This window comes from Burkholderia sp. BCC1644, assembly GCF_902833225.1.
Taxonomy (GTDB): domain Bacteria; phylum Pseudomonadota; class Gammaproteobacteria; order Burkholderiales; family Burkholderiaceae; genus Burkholderia.
This window is the reverse complement of the sequence record NZ_CADFEI010000009.1, coordinates 135,688-152,628: the sequence shown is the minus strand read 5'-3', so window position 1 is coordinate 152,628 and position 16,941 is coordinate 135,688. Positions and strand designations below refer to the sequence as shown.

Genomic DNA, 16,941 nt, shown 5'->3' with positions numbered 1-16,941 from the left:
GCAAGCGGGCTTCGTCGAGAAAAAAGGAACGGATGTATCGTATGGCGCCACGAGTGACTTTGCCGCCGACCTGCGCTACGCTCGCAACTCCGATACCCCGAGTCGTAATAGCATGTCGTTCATCAGCACCGGCGTCGAGTATGGCCTGCATTGCCTGCTCTACCTTGCCGACACTTCCACGGGCGTGCGCGATGCTAGCGTGCGCGATCTGGCCGAGATGCAGGGCGTGTCCGTCGATTACGCGGCGAAGCTGTTCACGCGTCTCGCGAAGGCCGGTATTGTCGTGTCCAGCGAAGGCATTCGCGGCGGGTTCACGCTGGCGAAACCGCCGCGTGACATCTCCGTGCAGGATGTCGTCGAAGCGATCGACGGCGACAAGCGGCTGTTCGACTGCCGCGAGGTGCGCAGCCAGTGCGCGGTATTCGAGGGTGACGCACCCGCATGGGCCACGCGCGGCACCTGTTCGATTCATGCGGTGATGCAGGCGGCGGAACAGGCAATGCGCGAGGAACTGAAGAAGCAGTCGCTCGCCGATCTCGCCGAGCGTGCGTGGTCGAAAGCGCCGGCCAGTTACGGCCCGAAGGTGGTCGGCTGGTTTGCCGATCGCGCAGCGAGCCGCGGCGGCGAGCGCTGATTCGCGTTCGCATGCAACGACAACGCGCGGTGCGTTCACCGCACCGCGCGCATCATCGGCGCACGTGCGCCGCTCAGGCCACGACGATCCGCAGCGGATCCGCGGCCGTCAGCGCTTCCGCACGATCCGCGCGCGGCGGATAGATCCACACCGAATTGATCTGGTGCTTCAGCTTCTTTGCTTCAGCCCCCGTCAGTTTCACTTCGCGATCCCACCCCTCCGTATACACCGCGCCCCACGGGCCGAGATCGAGGCACGTCACGTACTTCGGCTGGCTGTACGGAATCTGTTCGAGACCCAACAGATCGGCCGCCACGTTGTGCCCGGCCGAACGGCCCAGGTTCATCGCGTGCTGACACGACATCATCGTGTGGTTGCCTGCATCGTCGGTTGCCGCATAGGCGACGTCGCCCGTCGCGTAGACGCCCGGCACGCCGTCGACCGCGAGATTGCGGTCGACATGCAGGCGGCCCGTCGCATCGCGGCGGCCCGGAATCTGTCCGGTCAGCGTGCTCGCGCGCAGGCCGGCCGTCCAGATCACGGTGCTCGATTCGATCCGCTCGCCGTCGGCCGTCGTGATGCCGCCCGCGTCGACCGACGCGACGCCGGAACCGAGCTTCCACGTCACGCCGAGCGTGCGCAGCGCTTCCTCGATGACGGGGCGCGGGCCTGCGCCCAGATCGGGGCCGATCGCGTCGTTGCGCTCGACGATCACGACCCGCACGTCCGTGTGCCCGCCCAGCGCGGCGCGCAGGCGGGCCGGCATTTCCGCAGCGGTCTCGATGCCCGTGAATCCGCCACCCGCGACGACGACCGTATTGCGTGCGACGGACGCCGGCTGCCGCGCGAGGTCGCGAAGGTGCGCTTCGAGTTCGACGGCTTCGTCGGTCTGGTCGACGCTGAACGCGTGCTCGGCGAGGCCCGGAATCGCCGGGCGGAACAGGCGGCTGCCGGTGGCCAGTACGAGGCGGTCGTAGTCGAGCGTCGACGCCTGACCGTCTGTACCTGGCACGTCGACGGCCCGGCGCGCGACGTCGATGCGCTCGACCGTGCCCTGGACGAACGTCACGCCGACCGCGTCGAAGATCTCGCCGAGCGGTGCGCGGAAATTGGCCGGGCCTTCTTCGTAAAGGCGCGGACGAACGTGCAGATGCGCGTCGGGCGCCACCACGGTGATCTCGACGTCGGTTCGACCGTGCAGGTCGAGCAGACGTGCCGCGCTCAATGCGCTCCACATGCCGGCAAAGCCGGCCCCGATAACAAGAATTCGCTGTGCCACTGTTCCACTCCGGTTGATTGATGCACGAGGTCGGTAGAACACCGACGTTGCCTCCCGCATCGATGCGCTCCATAACTACGATTCTATGAGTCGTAGTTATGGAGCGCAAGTCCTGTGTTCGGGGTGCGCCGGTGAAAAATCAGGGAGTGACCCGACGAAAGGCGATGGCGAGAACGGCAAGTGGCATCGACATGAGAGGGATGGAAGCGTGGCCGCACAAGCGTTGCGGGCTTGCCGCACGGGATCGGCGGCTTCTATGCGTCACGGCGGCGGGATGCATCGGGACAGGCGGTTGAGCCATGCCAACGCACATCGCCACGCCAGGCGGCGTGGCGATGATCGACAGGTTCTGCGACTTAACCGAGCGGCCAGTTCAGAATCGCGATGCCGTCGTTGTAGTCGCCATCGCCACCATCCTCCGACCCGACGAGCCCGAAGTAGGTCTTCTTGAAGATGTCGACCTGACGCGAGCCGATCTTCGACGGCTTGCCGTTCGCGGTCACGACCACGCGCACCTTCCCCTTGCCCGAGTTCACGATCTGCGTGTTCAGGTTCGCGTCCTGCGTGCCGGCGCCCTGGAACGTCGCGGCCGGCTTCGTGTTGTCGTCGACGAAGACCTCGATCGTCTGCCGTGCAGACGAATTGACCAGCGCGGTCACGCCGAACGCGATGTTCGGCGGCAGGTTGAAGATGCCGTCGCGTTCGCCGCCGCCGGTCGTCGTGGGATCCGGCTGCGCGGGTTGCGGCGTCGCTTTCGAGAAATAGTTGACCACCGCGCCGACACCGAACTTCGCCGCCGCGCCGGGCAGCACGCCGGGTGCCCCGGCCCACGTTACCGTACAGGCGACGACTTGCCCTGCCGCATCGGTTTTCACCTTGTTCTGCCAGCTGCCGACATCGAAGCTGTACGGGATCGTCGCGATATCGACGAACACGTCGTACTGCGGCAGTTTCTCAACCAGTTGCGCGGTCATGAACTGACGCATCCGGTCGAGCACGGCCTGGTCGCCGTTGGCTTGTACGGCGGTGGCGTCGTTGCCGGCGAGTTGCAGCAACGCATACAGATCGTCATGGGTAAACGGTTGTGACATGTCGTCCTCGTCTGAATGGAATATCTCGCGTCGCGCAGCCGGTGAGTGGAGGTCACCGTGCCGCGCGCGGAGCAAAGCGCGGGACTGCCCGAACGATTCGCAATGTGTGGTTGGCCTCGTCGCCATTGCGATGTGCCGTGACTGCCGATCGATCAGCCCAGCGGCCAGTTCAGGAACACGATGCCGTCGTTGTAGTCGTCATCCGTGCCGTCTTCCGACCCGACGATCCCGAAGTACGACTTCTTGAAGATGTCGACCTGCCGCGAGCCGAGCCGCGACGGCTTGCCGTTCGCCGTCACGATCACGCGCACGCGGCCCTTGCCGGAGTCGAGCACCTTCGTGCCGAGGTTCTGGTCCTGTACGCCGGCGCCCTTGAACGTGGCGGCCGGTTTCGGGTTGTCGTCGATGTAGATGTCGATCGTCTGGTCGTTCGCCGCGTTGGTGAGTGCGGTGACGCCGAACTTGATGTTCGGCGGGAGATTGAACGTGCCGTCGCGTTCGCCGCCGCCGCCGATGTTGCCGGCGCCGCCGGTTCCGCTGCCGCTGCCGGTTCCGGCACCCTGGTTCCCGCCGCCTTCCGACGACGATTGCGTGGCGGTATCGCCGATCGCGGAAAGGCTCGCGAACGAATCGATATGCATTGCACTGCCGCGCACGCTTTTCCACTGGCCTTTCACGAACGTGTGGCCGTCGGCAACGTCGATCGCGACGACGAGCGTGAACGGGATGCGGCTGGGGTTCTCCGGCACCTTGGAGAAGTACGAGAATGCGCCGTCCGCGACGATTCCCTTGTTGGTCGTAATGACGAAATAGATGCCGGGGAAGTTGTTGCCGGTCGCGTACGGCGTCGGCACGTTGAGCGTGACGAGCAGCTTGCCGTCGCGAATGTTCTCTTTCGCGAGGTCGAGATACAGGCCGGGGATGTCGACGTACGTCTCGGACGTCACGACGGGTGCGCTGTTGATCGAAGCCGAAAGGATGGGCATTGCGGTCTCCTGAGGGCGAAACGGGTTTCGCTTGGGAAGCGTTGCGATGAAAGGCATCGCCGCCGGGCGGCGCGATGGAGGGCTGCCCGGCTGACGTCGGTCAATCGGTCAGGCGCCGGCTCAGCCGATCGGCCATTGCAGTACGACGATGCCGTCGTTGTAGTCGCTGTCGTGGCCGTCTTCCGATACGACGATCCCGAAGTTGACCGTGTACGGCGAGCCGTCCGACTTCTTGCCGTTGATCGGCGCGAGGCGCGCGTCGGTGGCCGACGGCTTGCCGTTGACCGACACTTCGAAGCGGAGCTTGCCGTTGCCGGAATTGAGCGTGACTTCACGCGTGCCGTCGCGCGTCGTCAGCTTGTGATACGCGGCGGGTTCGGCGCTGTCGCCGATAAACAGCTTGATGTGCTGCTGCTCGGCGGCATTCGCGAAGAAAATCGCGCGGAAATCGGTATTCGGCGGAATCGAAAATTCGCCGGCACGGTTGGAAGACGTTTGAGAGTCGGCCATGCTTGCCTCCTGAGGAGTGTTGGATAAGGCGTGAGCCTTGTCGCGCAAACGTTTGCCGTTTGAAACGCGACGTACCAAGCATGGCGAAAAATAAATAAAAAAATATTCGAACGAGAATGGTTATTGTTCAGTAAATCGAAAATCAAGGTTAATCGATTTAATGAAATGTGATTAATGAATCGATTTTCGATGTATTCAGGTAATTATATCGATGCGCATATCGTTTTCTTGAACGATGCGTGGCCGTGCCGGAGAGGCGGGGGTACAGCGGACAATCGGGCTGCGGAGCAGGCGCTCGGCATTCGCATATGGCAGCGTTGTCGTTTCAACATCAGCATCTCGGTCGTGGCCGCGCCCATCGGCCACCGTCGAACGCCCACACCGAAGCCCGATTGCAAGGGGAAGGGGTGCGGCGACCGGCGAAGAGGATGGACCGACTCACTCCGAACATGAATAGGACCTCACCGGTGCCGCACCCGTGAAGCATATCGACGGGGCGGGGCGCCGCCTATCGGACAAGACTGATTTTGCGCGCATAAAACTCGTGCGATTCTTGCGCGCCCCGTTGACAGCCCCGGTCACCCTGTGATTTGATTCCGGCCATGCAAGCCGCCCAGTCCCTCTTCTCGCTACGACTACTAGCCCGTTTCTCCGGGCTGGGTCTGCGGCTGCGCGCTTTCCATCTGCTTCTTTCCTGAAGCGCCAGATTTCCCCCGTATCACCGACCTGGCCCCGGTTATCGACCGGCGCCTGAGTTCGTCTTTTTTCCGTATCGCTCCGCTCCGTCCCGGTCGCTCAACCGCCAAGGCTGTCGTTCGCCGTACCGCTTTGCCGTTGTGCCGTTTCATCGCTGTCACCGCTGTGCGCGCAGCCGGCCTCTCCCGCTGAAGGCCGCCGCGCCGCGGTTTCCCGACCAACCGACCGAGGACCGAACACCATGATGCTGAAGAACCCCGCGACGAAGTACCGACCGTTTACGCCCGTCAACCTGCCGAACCGCATGTGGCCGTCGCGCACGATCACGCAGGCGCCGATCTGGATGAGCACCGACCTGCGCGATGGCAACCAGGCGCTGTTCGAGCCGATGGACGCCGCGCGCAAGATGCGGATGTTCAAGACGCTGGTCGCGATCGGCTTCAAGGAGATCGAGGTGGCGTTCCCGTCGGCGTCGGAGACCGACTTCAACTTCGTGCGCGAGCTGATCGAAGGCGGCCACATTCCCGACGACGTGACGATCGAGGTGCTCACGCAGGCGCGCGACGACCTGATCGAGCGCACGTTCGAGTCGCTGCGCGGTGCGAAGCGGGCGATCGTGCACCTGTACAACGCGACCGCGCCGGAATTCCGCAAGATCGTGTTCGGCCTCGAGCGCGACGGCGTGAAGCAACTCGCGGTGAACGCCGCGCGCACGATCAAGCGCTTCGCCGACGCGGCGACCGATACGCAATTCACGCTGCAGTACAGCCCGGAAACCTTTACGGCAACCGAACTCGATTTCGCGAAGGAAGTCTGCGACGCGGTGTTCGACGTATGGCAGCCGACGCCCGAACGCAAGTCGATCGTGAACCTGCCGGCCACCGTCGAAGTCGGCACGCCGAACTTCTATGCGGACCAGATCGAATGGATGCACCGCAACCTCGCGCGCCGCGATTCGCTGATCCTGTCCGTGCATCCGCACAACGACCGCGGCACCGCGGTCGCGGCGGCCGAGCTCGCGGTGATGGCCGGCGCGGACCGCATCGAAGGCTGCCTGTTCGGCAACGGCGAACGCACGGGTAACGTCGATCTCGTGACGCTCGCGCTGAACCTGTACACGCAGGGCGTCGATCCGGGCCTCGATTTTTCGCAGATCAACGAAGTCGCGCGCACGTCCGAGGAATGCACGCAGTTGCCGATCCACCCGCGTCATCCGTATGTCGGCGACCTGGTATTCACCGCGTTCTCCGGTTCGCACCAGGACGCGATCAAGAAGGGCTTCGCGGTACAGAAACCCGACGCCGTGTGGGAAATGCCGTATCTGCCGATCGATCCGAGCGACCTCGGCCGCACGTACGATTCGATCATTCGCGTGAACAGCCAGTCTGGCAAGGGCGGTATCGCGTACCTGCTCGAGCAGAGTTACGGCGTCGTGCTGCCGCGCCGCCTGCAGGTCGACTTCAGCGCGGCCGTGCAGCGCCTGACCGACGACAGCGGGCACGAGGTGACGAGCGCGCAGATCTGGTCGCTGTTCCAGCAGGAATACGTCGAAGGCGATGCGCCGCTGCGCTACGTCGGCCATGAGCTGACCGAGCGCGACGGCCGCGAGACGATCGTGCTGACCGCGGACGTACACGGCGAGCGCCGCGTGCTGCGCGGCGAAGGCAATGGTCCGCTCGACGCGCTGATGCACGCGTTGCGGACACCGCTGCGCATCCAGCACTACGAGGAACGCGCGCTGTCGCAGGGCGCCGATGCGAAGGCGATCGCGATTGCGGAACTGGCCGGTTCGGGTGTGCGTGGCAGCGCGTTCGGCGTCGGCATCGACGCGAACCTGACGACGGCGTCGATCCGCGCGGTGATCAGCGGCATCAACCGCGCGTATGCGCGTGCCGACGACGCGGTGCAGGCGACGTTCTTCGACGTGGCGCGTGCGGTGAAGGCCGTCGCGTAAGCGGAGCGGTGATGGGTGCGCCGGCGTGACGCGAGCCTGACAAACCTGACAGGCGATGGCTTCGCATAACGAGCGTATCGTGCAAGCGGCGCGCGGGAGGTGTTCTCCGGCGCCCATCACCCTGAGGAGTGCGGCATGTCGAAAGAGGATTCCCTGAGGGGAGAGATCAAGGGGCAGGCACAGGCGGCGGACCGCCGCAACCTGGCGCGGCCGGCCGCGAACGGCGCGCTGTGGGCGCGCGGTCTCACGACGCAGCGCGTCGCCGACCTGTTCAGGACCTTGCCGGGATTGCCCGGCCACTGGATGCAGTTGCAGAACGAGGTCAACGCCGGGAATCGCTATTTCTACGGCGTGCAGAACGGCAGTGTGACGACCGAGGAAGGGAAGGCGCTGATTCGCTGGATCGCCAACGCGGTCGTGAGCGCCGCCGAGCATGCGTCGTTCGACTTCACGCTGCAGCAGTTGCGTTTCACCGCCGACATGGGCTGGCTCAAGCTCCAGCGTGTCAACGGGCGCGTGATGGTGTTTTCGCGGCCGTGAGCGCTGCGTCGGACCTGATGCGTCGCTGAAAGCGGAGGCTGGCGCCGGTGTCCAGGGCACCGACGCCAGCCTGTCGGGCCTGCGTGTACGAGAGCAGCGCAGGCCGAAGACGACGAACACTTCGACTGGAAGCAGTATGGGTCTGAACTGCGGATGCGATTCTTATCGTCACGCCTTCAATGCGGCATGTAAATCGGCCAAAGTAATCATCAGCGTCATCGGATCGAGCGGCGACGTTTCAAACCCCAAGCTCAGATAGTAGCGTTGCGCATCAGGCGACAGCGCGTGCGTAATCACCGCACGGATGCCAATCGCGTCTGCTGCCTGGGTGATACGCAGTCCGGCATCGCGCATGAGCCCGCGGCCAAGTCCTTTGTGCTGCCAGCTGCGATCCACGGCCAAGCGTGCAAGTACCACCACCGGCACGGGATCGGGCATATTGCGCCGAACCCGGCCCGGCGATGCTGTCAAATCCACCGCGCCCGAGGCCAATGCGTAATACGCCACGACTCTCTGATCGTCGCAAGCCACATAGGTCCGTGTCGCACCGCTGGCCTGGTTGCGGAGGGCGCGCCGTCTGAGCCAATCGTCGCGGGTTGGTTCGCCCGAGTCGAATGCAGTGAGCCAGCCAGACTGCGCATGGTCGAGCGTCAGCAGTGTCGGGGCGCGCAACGTCATGCGATCGGGCCATCCCAAGGCGCCGGTGTCTGCAACGTGCGGACCAGATTCGGATTTGGCGCGGGCGGCCGGTCGAGCAGTGCAACGAAAGCCGCCATCGCCTCGGGGCTGACTCGAAGTAATGCCGCGTCCAGCAACGCTTCTTCGGCGGCGGCCCGGGCTGCGGACAGGATGAAATCGGTGCGATTCTGACCGCGCACGGTCGCTGCGCGATCGATCAGGTCTCGCTCGTCAGGTTGAATGCGCAGATTCAGTGTGGTGCGCTGGGATCCAGTATGCGATGTGGGCATGAGGTACCTCTTGGGAATGGAAGAAGTATGCGTCCATCGCAATGACATTGTCATTACGCTATCAACCCGGTTGCAGAATATCGGGGAATGATTGACTGGAACCGAAGCGGCTTTTCATCCTTCCATATTTCGACTATTATCGAAATATGGAAACGAATCAGACCATCGCCGCGCTGTCGGCACTCGCGCACGAATCCCGCCTCGCCGTGTTCCGCACGCTCGTGCAGGCCGGGCCACAGGGCCTGCCCGCGGGGCAGATCGCCACGTTGCTGGATGTGCCCCCGTCATCGCTGTCCTTTCATCTGAAGGAGCTGGCCCATGCCGAGCTCGTCGCGAGCCGGCAGGAAGGCCGCTTCGTCATCTACAGCGCGAACTTCGCGACGATGAACGGCCTGCTGGCCTATCTCACGGAGAACTGCTGCGGCGGCAATCCGTGCTCGCCGATGTCCGCGTGTTCGACGTCGGGTACGCAATCCTGTTGACGCGCGTTCGCGCACCTCGCCCATGACCACCAACGTACTGATCCTCTGCACCCACAACTCCGCGCGCAGCGTGCTGTCCGAAGGGATGCTCAATCACTGGGCCGCGAAGCTCGGCAAGGATGTGCGCGCGTACAGCGCCGGCAGCGCGCCGAGCGGCAGGCTCAATCCGTTCGCGCTGGAAGCGCTGGCGAACGCCGGTATCGACGTGAACGGCTACCGCAGCAAGAGCTGGGACGAATTCGTCGGCGACGGTGCGCCTGAAATGCGCGTCGTCATCACGGTGTGCGACAGCGCCGCAGCGGAGACCTGCCCGTACTGGCCCGGCAGCCCCGTGAAAGTGCATTGGGGTTATGCCGATCCGTCGAATGCGCTGGGCGACGACGACGGGAAGCGCGTCGCGTTCGCACTCACGCGCGAGGCGATCGGCTACCGGATGCTGCAATTGCTGGCGCTGCCGCTCGATCGCATGAGCGATGCCGAACTCCAGGCGGCGCTGATCGACATTTCGCAAAACTGATCATTTACATCGCGGCGGCCTGCCGAAGCGCGAGCGCGCCGACTGCGATTTCAAGATTGATATCCGCCCCATGAACACGTCCGACGCCACTCCGGCAGGCAAGCTTGTCGCCAAGCCGTCCATCAATTTCTTCGAACGCTACCTGACCGTCTGGGTGGCGTTGTGCATTGTCGCCGGCATCGCGCTCGGCCAGTTGCTGCCGGGCGTGTTCCAGCAAATCGGCCGGATGGAATATGCACAGGTCAACCTGCCGGTCGGACTGTTGATCTGGGTGATGATCATCCCGATGCTCGTGAAGGTCGACTTCGGTGCATTGCACGAAGTGCGTCAGCACGTGAAAGGCATCGGCGTCACGCTCGTCGTGAACTGGCTCGTCAAGCCGTTCTCGATGGCATTCCTCGGCTGGCTGTTCATCCGGCATCTGTTCGCACCGATGCTGCCGGCCGGGCAAATCGACAGCTACATTGCCGGACTGATCCTGCTGGCCGCCGCACCGTGTACGGCGATGGTGTTCGTGTGGAGCCGGCTGACGGGCGGCGATCCGTTGTTTACGCTGTCGCAGGTCGCGTTGAACGACAGCATCATGGTGGTCGCGTTCGCGCCGCTGGTCGGGCTGCTGCTCGGGATGTCTGCAATCACGGTGCCGTGGGCGACGCTGCTTACGTCGGTCGTCCTCTATATCGTCATTCCGGTGATCATCGCGCAGGTGTTGCGCAAGCGGTTGCTCGTGAAGGGGCCGGCTGCATTCGACGCCGCGATGGCGAAGATCGGCCCGTGGTCGATCGCCGCGCTGCTCGCGACGCTCGTGCTGCTGTTCGCATTCCAGGGCGAGGCGATTCTCAAGCAGCCGCTGGTGATTGCGCTGCTCGCGGTGCCGATCCTGATCCAGGTGTTCTTCAATTCGGCGCTTGCCTACTGGCTCAATCGCGCGGTGGGTGAGAAGCACAACGTTGCGTGCCCGTCGGCGCTGATCGGCGCGTCCAATTTCTTCGAGCTGGCGGTTGCGGCCGCGATCAGCCTGTTTGGTTTCCATTCCGGCGCGGCGCTGGCGACCGTCGTCGGTGTGCTGATCGAAGTGCCGGTGATGCTGCTCGTGGTGCGCGTCGTGAACCGGTCGAAAGGCTGGTACGAGTGCGCGTGAACAAACAGGAGTATCCATCTGCATGAACGACGTCACGATTCATCACCGTCACGCGGAGGGCAAGCGTGCCTGATCTTCTGAATGACCTGCCGCAACTCGACACCGAATCGTTCCGCGTGCCGGACGCCGGCCAGTTGCGGCCAGCATCGCCATCCACGCATCCGCCGCGGTTCCTGCTTTTGTACGGCTCGCTGCGCGAGCGATCGTTCAGCCGCTTGCTGAGCGAGGAAGCCGCGCGCCTGCTCACGGCGATGGGCGCCGAGGTGCGTGTGTTCAATCCGAGCGGCCTGCCGCTGCCCGACGATGCACCGGAGAGCCATCCGAAGGTCGTCGAGTTGCGCGAGCTGGTGCAATGGTCGGAAGGCATGGTGTGGTGTTCGCCGGAACGGCATGGCGCGATGACCGGGATCATGAAGGCGCAGATCGACTGGATTCCGCTGTCGATCGGCGCGGTGCGGCCGACGCAGGGCAAGACGCTCGCGGTGATGCAGGTCAGCGGCGGCTCGCAATCGTTCAACGCGGTGAACCAGATGCGCGTGCTCGGGCGCTGGATGCGCATGCTGACCATCCCGAACCAGTCGTCGGTGGCGAAGGCGTTCGCGGAATTCGACGAGGCCGGGCGGATGATGCCGTCGGCTTATTTCGATCGCGTGGTGGACGTGCTGGAGGAACTGGTGAAGTTCACTCTGCTGACGAGGGACGTCGGGCCTTATCTCGTCGACCGGTACAGCGAGCGGAAGGAGAGTGCGGAGGAACTGTCGAAGCGCGTGAATCAGCGAAGTATCTGACGCATCTCGGTGCGGCGTGCACCGAACCCGCCGGGCCGAACCGATTCGACACGCTACGGCGGATCGATCGTGAGGTTCTCGAGCGCAAAGTGCGCGCGACACGTCCATCGCGTCGCGCCGCCGCGATGGAAAACGGCGACGCCGTCGCGAACGCTCATCCGTGCGGTCAGCGCGAGCACTGCGACGTCAATCTTGCGGAGAAACGAAGGGCGGCGCGCGCAGTGCGTGACGACATCACGCACCGCGTCGAAGGCGTGTGGATCAGTGAAGTCATGCGCCCGAGTGTACGGACGGTGCTTCGCCGGGCCTATCGGACGCATCTGATTCCAGTGTCGCGCGTCCCGCCGGCCGGCCTCGACCGGCGCGTTACGCGTGCAGCGCTTCCATCTGCCGGCGTGCGTGTTCCAGCCCGGCTTCGAAACCGTGCGGCTTCATGTCGAGCCCTTCCGCATAGACGAATTCCACATCGGTGATGCCCATCAGGCCGAGCACGGCCCGCAGGTACGGCGTGACCGCATCCGTATCCTGGCCGACGTGCACGCCGCCGCGTGAACTGAACACGATCGCGCCGACGCCTTCGACGAGGCCCATCGGGTAGGTCTCCGTGTACCGGAACGTCACGCGTGCGCGTGCGACGAGATCGAACCAGTTCTTCAACTGGGTCGGCACGTTCAGGTTGTACATCGGCGCGCCGATCAGCAGCAGGTCGCTGCCCTTGAGTTCGGCAATCAGTTCGTCGGACAACACGATGGCGCGTTGCGCGCGTTCCGTCGGATTCGCCGCGCCGCGCAGCGCGTGAAACAGCTCGCTGTCGAGCATCGGCAGGTCGGCGTCGACGAGATTGCGCACGATCACGTCGTCGGCATGGCCGTTGGCCTGGCGCTCGGCCAGGAAGGTGTCGATCAGCGCACCGGTTTGCGACTGGCTGCCGTTGATGCTGGATTTGAGGACGAGGATCCGGGCCATGAGGGGTGCTCCATTGCGAAAGTAAGGACTGGAATCGATCCTAGCATCCACTTTTTATCGCCAAAAGCGATAAGATCGACGCATTGTGTAGCGTATTTGTCCTTAATTGCATGCGAAACAACCTGAAAGGCATCGACGTGTTCGTCGCTGCGGTGGAAGCGAGCAGCTTCGCGCAGGCCGCCGAGAAACTGCACATCACGCGCTCGGCGGTAGGCAAAAGCATCGCGCGCCTGGAGGAGCGGCTGGGCGTCGTGTTGTTTCAGCGGACGACGCGCAGCCAGAGCCTGACCGACGAAGGGGCGTTGTTCTACGACCATTGCCTGCGCGCGATGGAGCAGATCCAGGCGGGCGAGGCGCTGCTGGAAACCGGCAAATGGCAGATGAAGGGGCGCCTGCGCGTGTCGATGCCGACGCTCTTCGGTCATCTTTGCGTGGCGCCGATCCTGATCGAACTGGCGAAGGCGCACCCCGAGCTCGATCTCGACCTGTCGTTCAGCGATCGCTCCGTCGACCTGGTCGAAGAGCGTTTCGATCTGGCGGTGCGCGTCGGCACGTTGCCGAACAGCAGCGGCCTGGTGGCGCGTCCGCTGGGCGAGCACCGGATGGCGTTCTGCGCGTCGCCGGCGTACCTGAGCCGTTGCGGCGAACCCGCAACCTACGAAGAACTCGAACGGCACAAGGCACTCGCCTATACGCGCTTCGGCCAGGTGCATCGCTGGCCCGTCATCGTCGAAGGCCAGCGCGTGGAATTGCAGCCCGCCGTTCGTCTGCTGTCCGATGACTTGAGCGCACTGATGGATGCGGCCGTTGCCGATCTCGGCGTCGCCTGGCTGCCGTACTGGCTGGTGCGCGACGCGCTGCGCGGCGGCACGTTGCGGGAGTTGCTGCCCGATCGGCCTGGCGTGATCTTTCCGATTCAGGCGGTATGGCCGTACACGATGCATCTTCCGCTGAAAGTGCGGGCCGCTGTCGATGCGCTGCTGGAACATCTCCCGGCCCGGCTCGCCGCGGTCGAGGCGCGGATGTGACGAAGCGATGCCGTTGCCTTTCGGCCGACGCGCGTTACTGGCCGAAGCGGTCCGCCACGGCATCCTTCAGCCGCGCTGCGGTGATCTCGCCCATGTGCGATTCGACGAGATTGCCTTTCGCATCGAAGAAGAGCGTCGTCGGCAGCCCGCGCGAACCGTAGGCCTGCATCGCGTGCAGCGTGCGGTCGAGCAGCACATGATCGAAACGCAGCCCTTTCTGTTCGAGGAACGCGCGCACCGCTTGCGCGTCTTCCCCCTGGTTGACCATCAGCACCGTCATCCCCGGATGATCCTGCTGCGCTTGCGCGAGGATCGGCATTTCGCGCTGGCACGGCGGACACCACGTGGCCCACAGGTTCACGACGACGGGTTTGCCCGCGAAGCGTTGCACCGGCACCGGCGTGGCGTCGAGCGCTTCGAGCTGCAGCGCGGCAAGCGGCGGCGCGCTGTGCTGCAACGTTGCGAGCGTGCCCTGCGCGATGCCCCATGCGGCGAGGCCCGCGAGCATGCCGGCCATCACCGGGCGACGCAGTGCGGGCAGGCGGCTCAGGCGCCAGCCCGCGAACACGAGCGCGGCCGCGATGCCGATGCGCCAGTCGAAGCCGCCGTCGCCGAGCGCGACGATCGAGCGCGGCGCGGCCGCGTAGTCGCGCCACCATTGCGCGACATAGCCGATGCGCGCGGCGAGCAGCCCGAGCAGCAGCACGTCGAGGATCAGGCTCGATGCGGTCTTGTGATGGCCGTCGGGCGGACGGCGCTGGATGACGCGCGCGACGAGCCACGCCAGCAACGCGGCGACGGCTACCGCGACGACGCGGATCGAGAAGGGACCGATGCTCAGCATGAAGGGATCAGGTTGGATGTAACGGTGCGGGGCGGATGGAGGGATTGTCCGCCGTGGCGACGAAGCCGTCGACAGGCGTGCGGCGTTTCGACTGGCTGCCGCGTATGCGGGTTCCGTTTGAGAACGTAACGGCGTATTGCGGATCCGGATGCGCGCGCCGGGTTCGAGACTGCGCGACGTTCATGCAGACGAAGCGCGAATCAGACCGGGCTGATGGTCGGTCGCGGGTGCTTCCACAACAATCGATACACCGGCTTGGAGTGGTGTCCTCCGGTATCCCGGGCAGGGATCTCTCCTTGATGGCCGCTCCCCCGCGAGCGGCCGCTTTTTTATCGTCGTGCGTGGCGGTGTGAATGCCTTGTGGCGGACGGTGGGTGTGGCCGCGCTCCGATGCATATCGGCTGGACCAACGGAACAGGAACGCTGCCAGATGCGAGCACAGGGCATGCACTCGCGCATTGCATGACGCCTGGTTTGCGACCGGCGAGGCCGTTGGTCGCAGGCGGCATGGAGTCTGCCGCCGTGGTTCGGCGGGCCTCGGGTCTTACAGCTTCTTCGACGCTGCCGATGCCGCGTCACCCTGCGCTGCCGCGGTCGCCGGATCGAGTGTCGCGAGCGTCTTCTCGGTGAATTTCTCGTACAGCCAGTCCATGCGCATGCTGTCGATACCGGCGATACCGCCGAGCGCATACGATGCCGACACCTTGAAGTGGTCGACCGGATGATTGTCGGCATCGGTGAACGTGACGGTGCCGTCGACGTAATCGCTGCCCGCCATGAAGCCGAACATGACGGCCGAGAAACTGGACCGCACACGAATACCGGTGACTTCGACGTTCAAATGCATCGCATCGGTAGCATCTGCTTTAGCCAGCAGCTTGCGTGCATCCAGTGCGCTTTCGATTTTCTCCTGCAGCTTTTTTGCGTCGAACTTCAGGTTGTCTTTCAACGCTTCCTGCGCGGCATTGTCCAGCGTGACCTTCACGATCACGGGCTTTGTACCGAATGTCGTCGTCGATGCGGTCACGGCGGCCCCTGCCGGATCGCTGGCGTCGCGCGTCACGCTGCTGGCGCAGCCCGACAGGAAGCCGATCGTCACGAATGCCAGTGCGGCATGACGGAATAGAGATTTCATGATTTGGTCTTTTGATTTGGGTTATTTGAATTGGCTCTGTGGCCGGTCTGAAATTTATCACGGAGCGATTCGATTCAAATAGTCGGATCGATCGAAAATCGCTTCGGTGTTTATGCGTCGCGGTGTTTGTACACCGATGAATAGCCGGGACAATGCACGGTGAGTGATGAATGGCGCTGGAGATTCGCTATTGCTTTCGCGGTGCCGTCTATTGACGGGTGATTACTGGCCGTTGCCGGATGCCGGTTCACCTAGCCGGTACGCCGTAAAGAACTCATACCACGGCGACCCTTCCCCGGCAGGCACGCGGAGTGCCGACGTACGCCGTTTCAGCGCGCCGAACACGTCGTTGATGAATACGGTCAGCGTCTGGTCGCGGAACGGTACCGGCTGCGCCCGCCCAGCGGCGAACGCACCGTACGCGATTGCCAGCAGGCGCGCCTGGTCATCGGTGCCCGCGATGGCTGCATCGATCGTTTCGACGAGACGCGGCCGGTCTTCGGCGCGCGATCCCGACAGGCACAGGAACATGAGCGCCGACAGTTCATGCAGATCCTTTACCTGCAGCAACGCAGGCAGCTGCGCGACGATCCGTTCAACGGGCTCTTCGCGCAGTGCATCGCCGAAATCGAGCACGGCGATCATCGGATTGCGGTCCGCTTTCAAACGGTCGAGCGCAGGCGCGCTGGCTGGCATCGCTGCAGGCGCAGACCGCAACGCATCGGCCACCTGTTGCGTCCAGTCCGGAAAGATCATCCGTACGTTGCCGAACTGCTCGCCGCCTTCCGCCGCCGGATTCCATCGATACACGATCGTGCCGCCGCGAATGAACGGCGAATACAGGTGTTCGGGTGTTTGCGGCAGCGGCCGCCGGTTGATCGGCAGCCAGGCGAGCGTCAGCCAGTCGTAGCGGCCGGTGGCGGGCACGGCAGGGCTCGAACTCGCGACGACCTGCCACGTGCCGCGATTCGCATAGCGGCGCCGCGCGTCGGGCACCGGGACGGTCTTCCCTTTCGCGGTGTCGAAGTAGGTCGTGCCGGTCACGTTCGTGCCGCTGTCCGCGGCCGGGGTGAGGGTGGAGATCACCCACGACATGCCGTCCGCCGAACGGTAGTCGGACGGCTTCAGCGTCGCGACGTCGTGCACCATGCGCGTTTCCGCCGCGACGGGGCTCGGGGGCAGATTGGCGGGCGCGGCCAGGATGCTCGGCATGGGATGTCCTCGGAATCGGGCGCGACTCGTCTCAAGGGGACGATGCACGGCGGCTCAGGTTGTTTTCTGTAACTGTAGGACTTCGCCGCCGGAAACGGAAACCGGCGAAGCGACGCGGCGCGACTTGCTCACGCGTTCCGCCGCTTCGGCTTACCATGCGCATCCTGAGC

The 16,941-nt window shown here is 64.3% G+C and carries 18 protein-coding genes; 8 read left to right on the top strand and 10 right to left on the bottom strand.

The annotated features are described in order from the left end of the window. Positions 1-112 precede the first annotated feature (112 nt). Positions 113-634, top strand: coding sequence for an Rrf2 family transcriptional regulator (locus tag HWX87_RS19605; RefSeq protein ID WP_176048651.1), 522 nt, complete (start codon positions 113-115; stop codon positions 632-634). 73 nt (positions 635-707) lie between these two features. Here HWX87_RS19605 and HWX87_RS19600 read toward each other — a convergent pair whose 3' ends face one another. The 4 genes from HWX87_RS19600 to HWX87_RS19585 all read right to left on the bottom strand — a co-directional run bounded on the left by HWX87_RS19600 (position 708) and on the right by HWX87_RS19585 (position 4,500). Continuing rightward, positions 708-1,913, bottom strand: coding sequence for an NAD(P)/FAD-dependent oxidoreductase (locus HWX87_RS19600; protein WP_176048650.1), 1,206 nt, complete (start codon positions 1,911-1,913; stop codon positions 708-710). Positions 1,914-2,269: 356 nt separating this feature from the next. After that, a complete protein-coding gene (locus HWX87_RS19595; protein WP_176048649.1) occupies positions 2,270-3,004 on the bottom strand; it encodes a fucose-binding lectin II in 735 nt (244 codons plus the stop codon). 152 nt (positions 3,005-3,156) lie between these two features. After that, positions 3,157-3,990: a fucose-binding lectin II gene (locus tag HWX87_RS19590; RefSeq protein ID WP_176048648.1), complete on the bottom strand. Its 834-nt coding sequence runs from the start codon at positions 3,988-3,990 to the stop codon at positions 3,157-3,159. A gap of 120 nt (positions 3,991-4,110) precedes the next feature. Then, entirely contained in the window at positions 4,111-4,500 is a 390-nt protein-coding gene (locus HWX87_RS19585) for a fucose-binding lectin II (protein WP_059237917.1), read from the bottom strand. Between the two features lie 940 nt (positions 4,501-5,440). Here HWX87_RS19585 and leuA point away from each other — a divergent pair. Together leuA and HWX87_RS19575 are read left to right on the top strand one after the other, a co-directional pair. Further along, positions 5,441-7,150: a 2-isopropylmalate synthase gene (leuA, locus tag HWX87_RS19580; RefSeq protein WP_176048828.1), complete on the top strand. Its 1,710-nt coding sequence runs from the start codon at positions 5,441-5,443 to the stop codon at positions 7,148-7,150. Positions 7,151-7,285: 135 nt separating this feature from the next. Further along, a complete protein-coding gene (locus tag HWX87_RS19575) occupies positions 7,286-7,690 on the top strand; it encodes a peptide ABC transporter ATPase (protein WP_176048647.1) in 405 nt (134 codons plus the stop codon). Positions 7,691-7,858: 168 nt separating this feature from the next. On the opposite strand, the gene HWX87_RS19570 is transcribed toward HWX87_RS19575, so the two are convergent. Both HWX87_RS19570 and HWX87_RS19565 read right to left on the bottom strand, forming a co-directional pair. After that, positions 7,859-8,368, bottom strand: coding sequence for a GNAT family N-acetyltransferase (locus HWX87_RS19570; RefSeq protein ID WP_176048646.1), 510 nt, complete (start codon positions 8,366-8,368; stop codon positions 7,859-7,861). Next, the gene (locus tag HWX87_RS19565; protein WP_176048645.1) at positions 8,365-8,658 is read right to left on the bottom strand and encodes a DUF1778 domain-containing protein; all 294 of its coding nucleotides are present in this window, start codon (positions 8,656-8,658) and stop codon (positions 8,365-8,367) included. The genes HWX87_RS19570 and HWX87_RS19565 overlap by 4 nt, the downstream gene beginning before the upstream one ends. Positions 8,659-8,804: 146 nt before the next feature. Here HWX87_RS19565 and HWX87_RS19560 point away from each other — a divergent pair, with 146 nt between their 5' ends. The 4 genes from HWX87_RS19560 to arsH all read left to right on the top strand — a co-directional run bounded on the left by HWX87_RS19560 (position 8,805) and on the right by arsH (position 11,586). Then, positions 8,805-9,140, top strand: a complete 336-nt coding sequence (locus HWX87_RS19560; protein ID WP_176048644.1) for a metalloregulator ArsR/SmtB family transcription factor — start codon at positions 8,805-8,807, stop codon at positions 9,138-9,140. Between the two features lie 22 nt (positions 9,141-9,162). Beyond that, entirely contained in the window at positions 9,163-9,657 is a 495-nt protein-coding gene (locus HWX87_RS19555; RefSeq protein WP_176048643.1) for an arsenate reductase ArsC, read from the top strand. 70 nt (positions 9,658-9,727) lie between these two features. Then, the gene (gene arsB, locus HWX87_RS19550; protein WP_176048642.1) at positions 9,728-10,798 is read left to right on the top strand and encodes an ACR3 family arsenite efflux transporter; all 1,071 of its coding nucleotides are present in this window, start codon (positions 9,728-9,730) and stop codon (positions 10,796-10,798) included. 65 nt (positions 10,799-10,863) lie between these two features. Further along, positions 10,864-11,586, top strand: coding sequence for an arsenical resistance protein ArsH (gene arsH / locus HWX87_RS19545; protein WP_279612969.1), 723 nt, complete (start codon positions 10,864-10,866; stop codon positions 11,584-11,586). 366 nt (positions 11,587-11,952) lie between these two features. Here arsH and HWX87_RS19540 read toward each other — a convergent pair whose 3' ends face one another. After that, positions 11,953-12,552, bottom strand: coding sequence for an NAD(P)H-dependent oxidoreductase (locus tag HWX87_RS19540; RefSeq protein ID WP_176048641.1), 600 nt, complete (start codon positions 12,550-12,552; stop codon positions 11,953-11,955). Positions 12,553-12,689: 137 nt separating this feature from the next. On the opposite strand from HWX87_RS19540, the gene HWX87_RS19535 reads away from it, so the two are divergent. Next, positions 12,690-13,580, top strand: coding sequence for a LysR family transcriptional regulator (locus tag HWX87_RS19535; protein ID WP_244137714.1), 891 nt, complete (start codon positions 12,690-12,692; stop codon positions 13,578-13,580). Positions 13,581-13,614: 34 nt separating this feature from the next. Here HWX87_RS19535 and HWX87_RS19530 read toward each other — a convergent pair whose 3' ends face one another. The 3 genes from HWX87_RS19530 to HWX87_RS19520 all read right to left on the bottom strand — a co-directional run bounded on the left by HWX87_RS19530 (position 13,615) and on the right by HWX87_RS19520 (position 16,771). Then, positions 13,615-14,424 (bottom strand): TlpA disulfide reductase family protein, encoded by an 810-nt coding sequence (locus HWX87_RS19530; RefSeq protein WP_176048639.1) that lies wholly within the window; start codon positions 14,422-14,424, stop codon positions 13,615-13,617. Between the two features lie 544 nt (positions 14,425-14,968). Next, the gene (locus HWX87_RS19525) at positions 14,969-15,559 is read right to left on the bottom strand and encodes a DUF4410 domain-containing protein (protein ID WP_176048638.1); all 591 of its coding nucleotides are present in this window, start codon (positions 15,557-15,559) and stop codon (positions 14,969-14,971) included. Positions 15,560-15,781: 222 nt separating this feature from the next. Next, complete coding sequence (locus tag HWX87_RS19520) at positions 15,782-16,771, bottom strand: hypothetical protein (protein ID WP_176048637.1); 990 nt, start codon at positions 16,769-16,771, stop codon at positions 15,782-15,784. Between the last annotated feature and the right edge of the window lie 170 nt (positions 16,772-16,941).

Coding starts and splice junctions, on each gene's coding strand:
- HWX87_RS19605 (WP_176048651.1), top strand. CDS start 113: ATGTCGTTCATCAGCACCGGCGTCGAGTATGGCCTGCATTGCCTGCTC.
- HWX87_RS19575 (WP_176048647.1), top strand. CDS start 7,286: ATGTCGAAAGAGGATTCCCTGAGGGGAGAGATCAAGGGGCAGGCACAG.
- leuA (WP_176048828.1), top strand. CDS start 5,441: ATGCTGAAGAACCCCGCGACGAAGTACCGACCGTTTACGCCCGTCAAC.
- HWX87_RS19555 (WP_176048643.1), top strand. CDS start 9,163: ATGACCACCAACGTACTGATCCTCTGCACCCACAACTCCGCGCGCAGC.
- HWX87_RS19595 (WP_176048649.1), bottom strand. CDS start 3,004: ATGTCACAACCGTTTACCCATGACGATCTGTATGCGTTGCTGCAACTC.
- HWX87_RS19570 (WP_176048646.1), bottom strand. CDS start 8,368: ATGACGTTGCGCGCCCCGACACTGCTGACGCTCGACCATGCGCAGTCT.
- HWX87_RS19540 (WP_176048641.1), bottom strand. CDS start 12,552: ATGGCCCGGATCCTCGTCCTCAAATCCAGCATCAACGGCAGCCAGTCG.
- HWX87_RS19530 (WP_176048639.1), bottom strand. CDS start 14,424: ATGCTGAGCATCGGTCCCTTCTCGATCCGCGTCGTCGCGGTAGCCGTC.
- HWX87_RS19590 (WP_176048648.1), bottom strand. CDS start 3,990: ATGCCCATCCTTTCGGCTTCGATCAACAGCGCACCCGTCGTGACGTCC.
- HWX87_RS19565 (WP_176048645.1), bottom strand. CDS start 8,658: ATGCCCACATCGCATACTGGATCCCAGCGCACCACACTGAATCTGCGC.
- HWX87_RS19520 (WP_176048637.1), bottom strand. CDS start 16,771: ATGCCGAGCATCCTGGCCGCGCCCGCCAATCTGCCCCCGAGCCCCGTC.
- HWX87_RS19560 (WP_176048644.1), top strand. CDS start 8,805: ATGGAAACGAATCAGACCATCGCCGCGCTGTCGGCACTCGCGCACGAA.
- arsB (WP_176048642.1), top strand. CDS start 9,728: ATGAACACGTCCGACGCCACTCCGGCAGGCAAGCTTGTCGCCAAGCCG.
- HWX87_RS19525 (WP_176048638.1), bottom strand. CDS start 15,559: ATGAAATCTCTATTCCGTCATGCCGCACTGGCATTCGTGACGATCGGC.
- HWX87_RS19585 (WP_059237917.1), bottom strand. CDS start 4,500: ATGGCCGACTCTCAAACGTCTTCCAACCGTGCCGGCGAATTTTCGATT.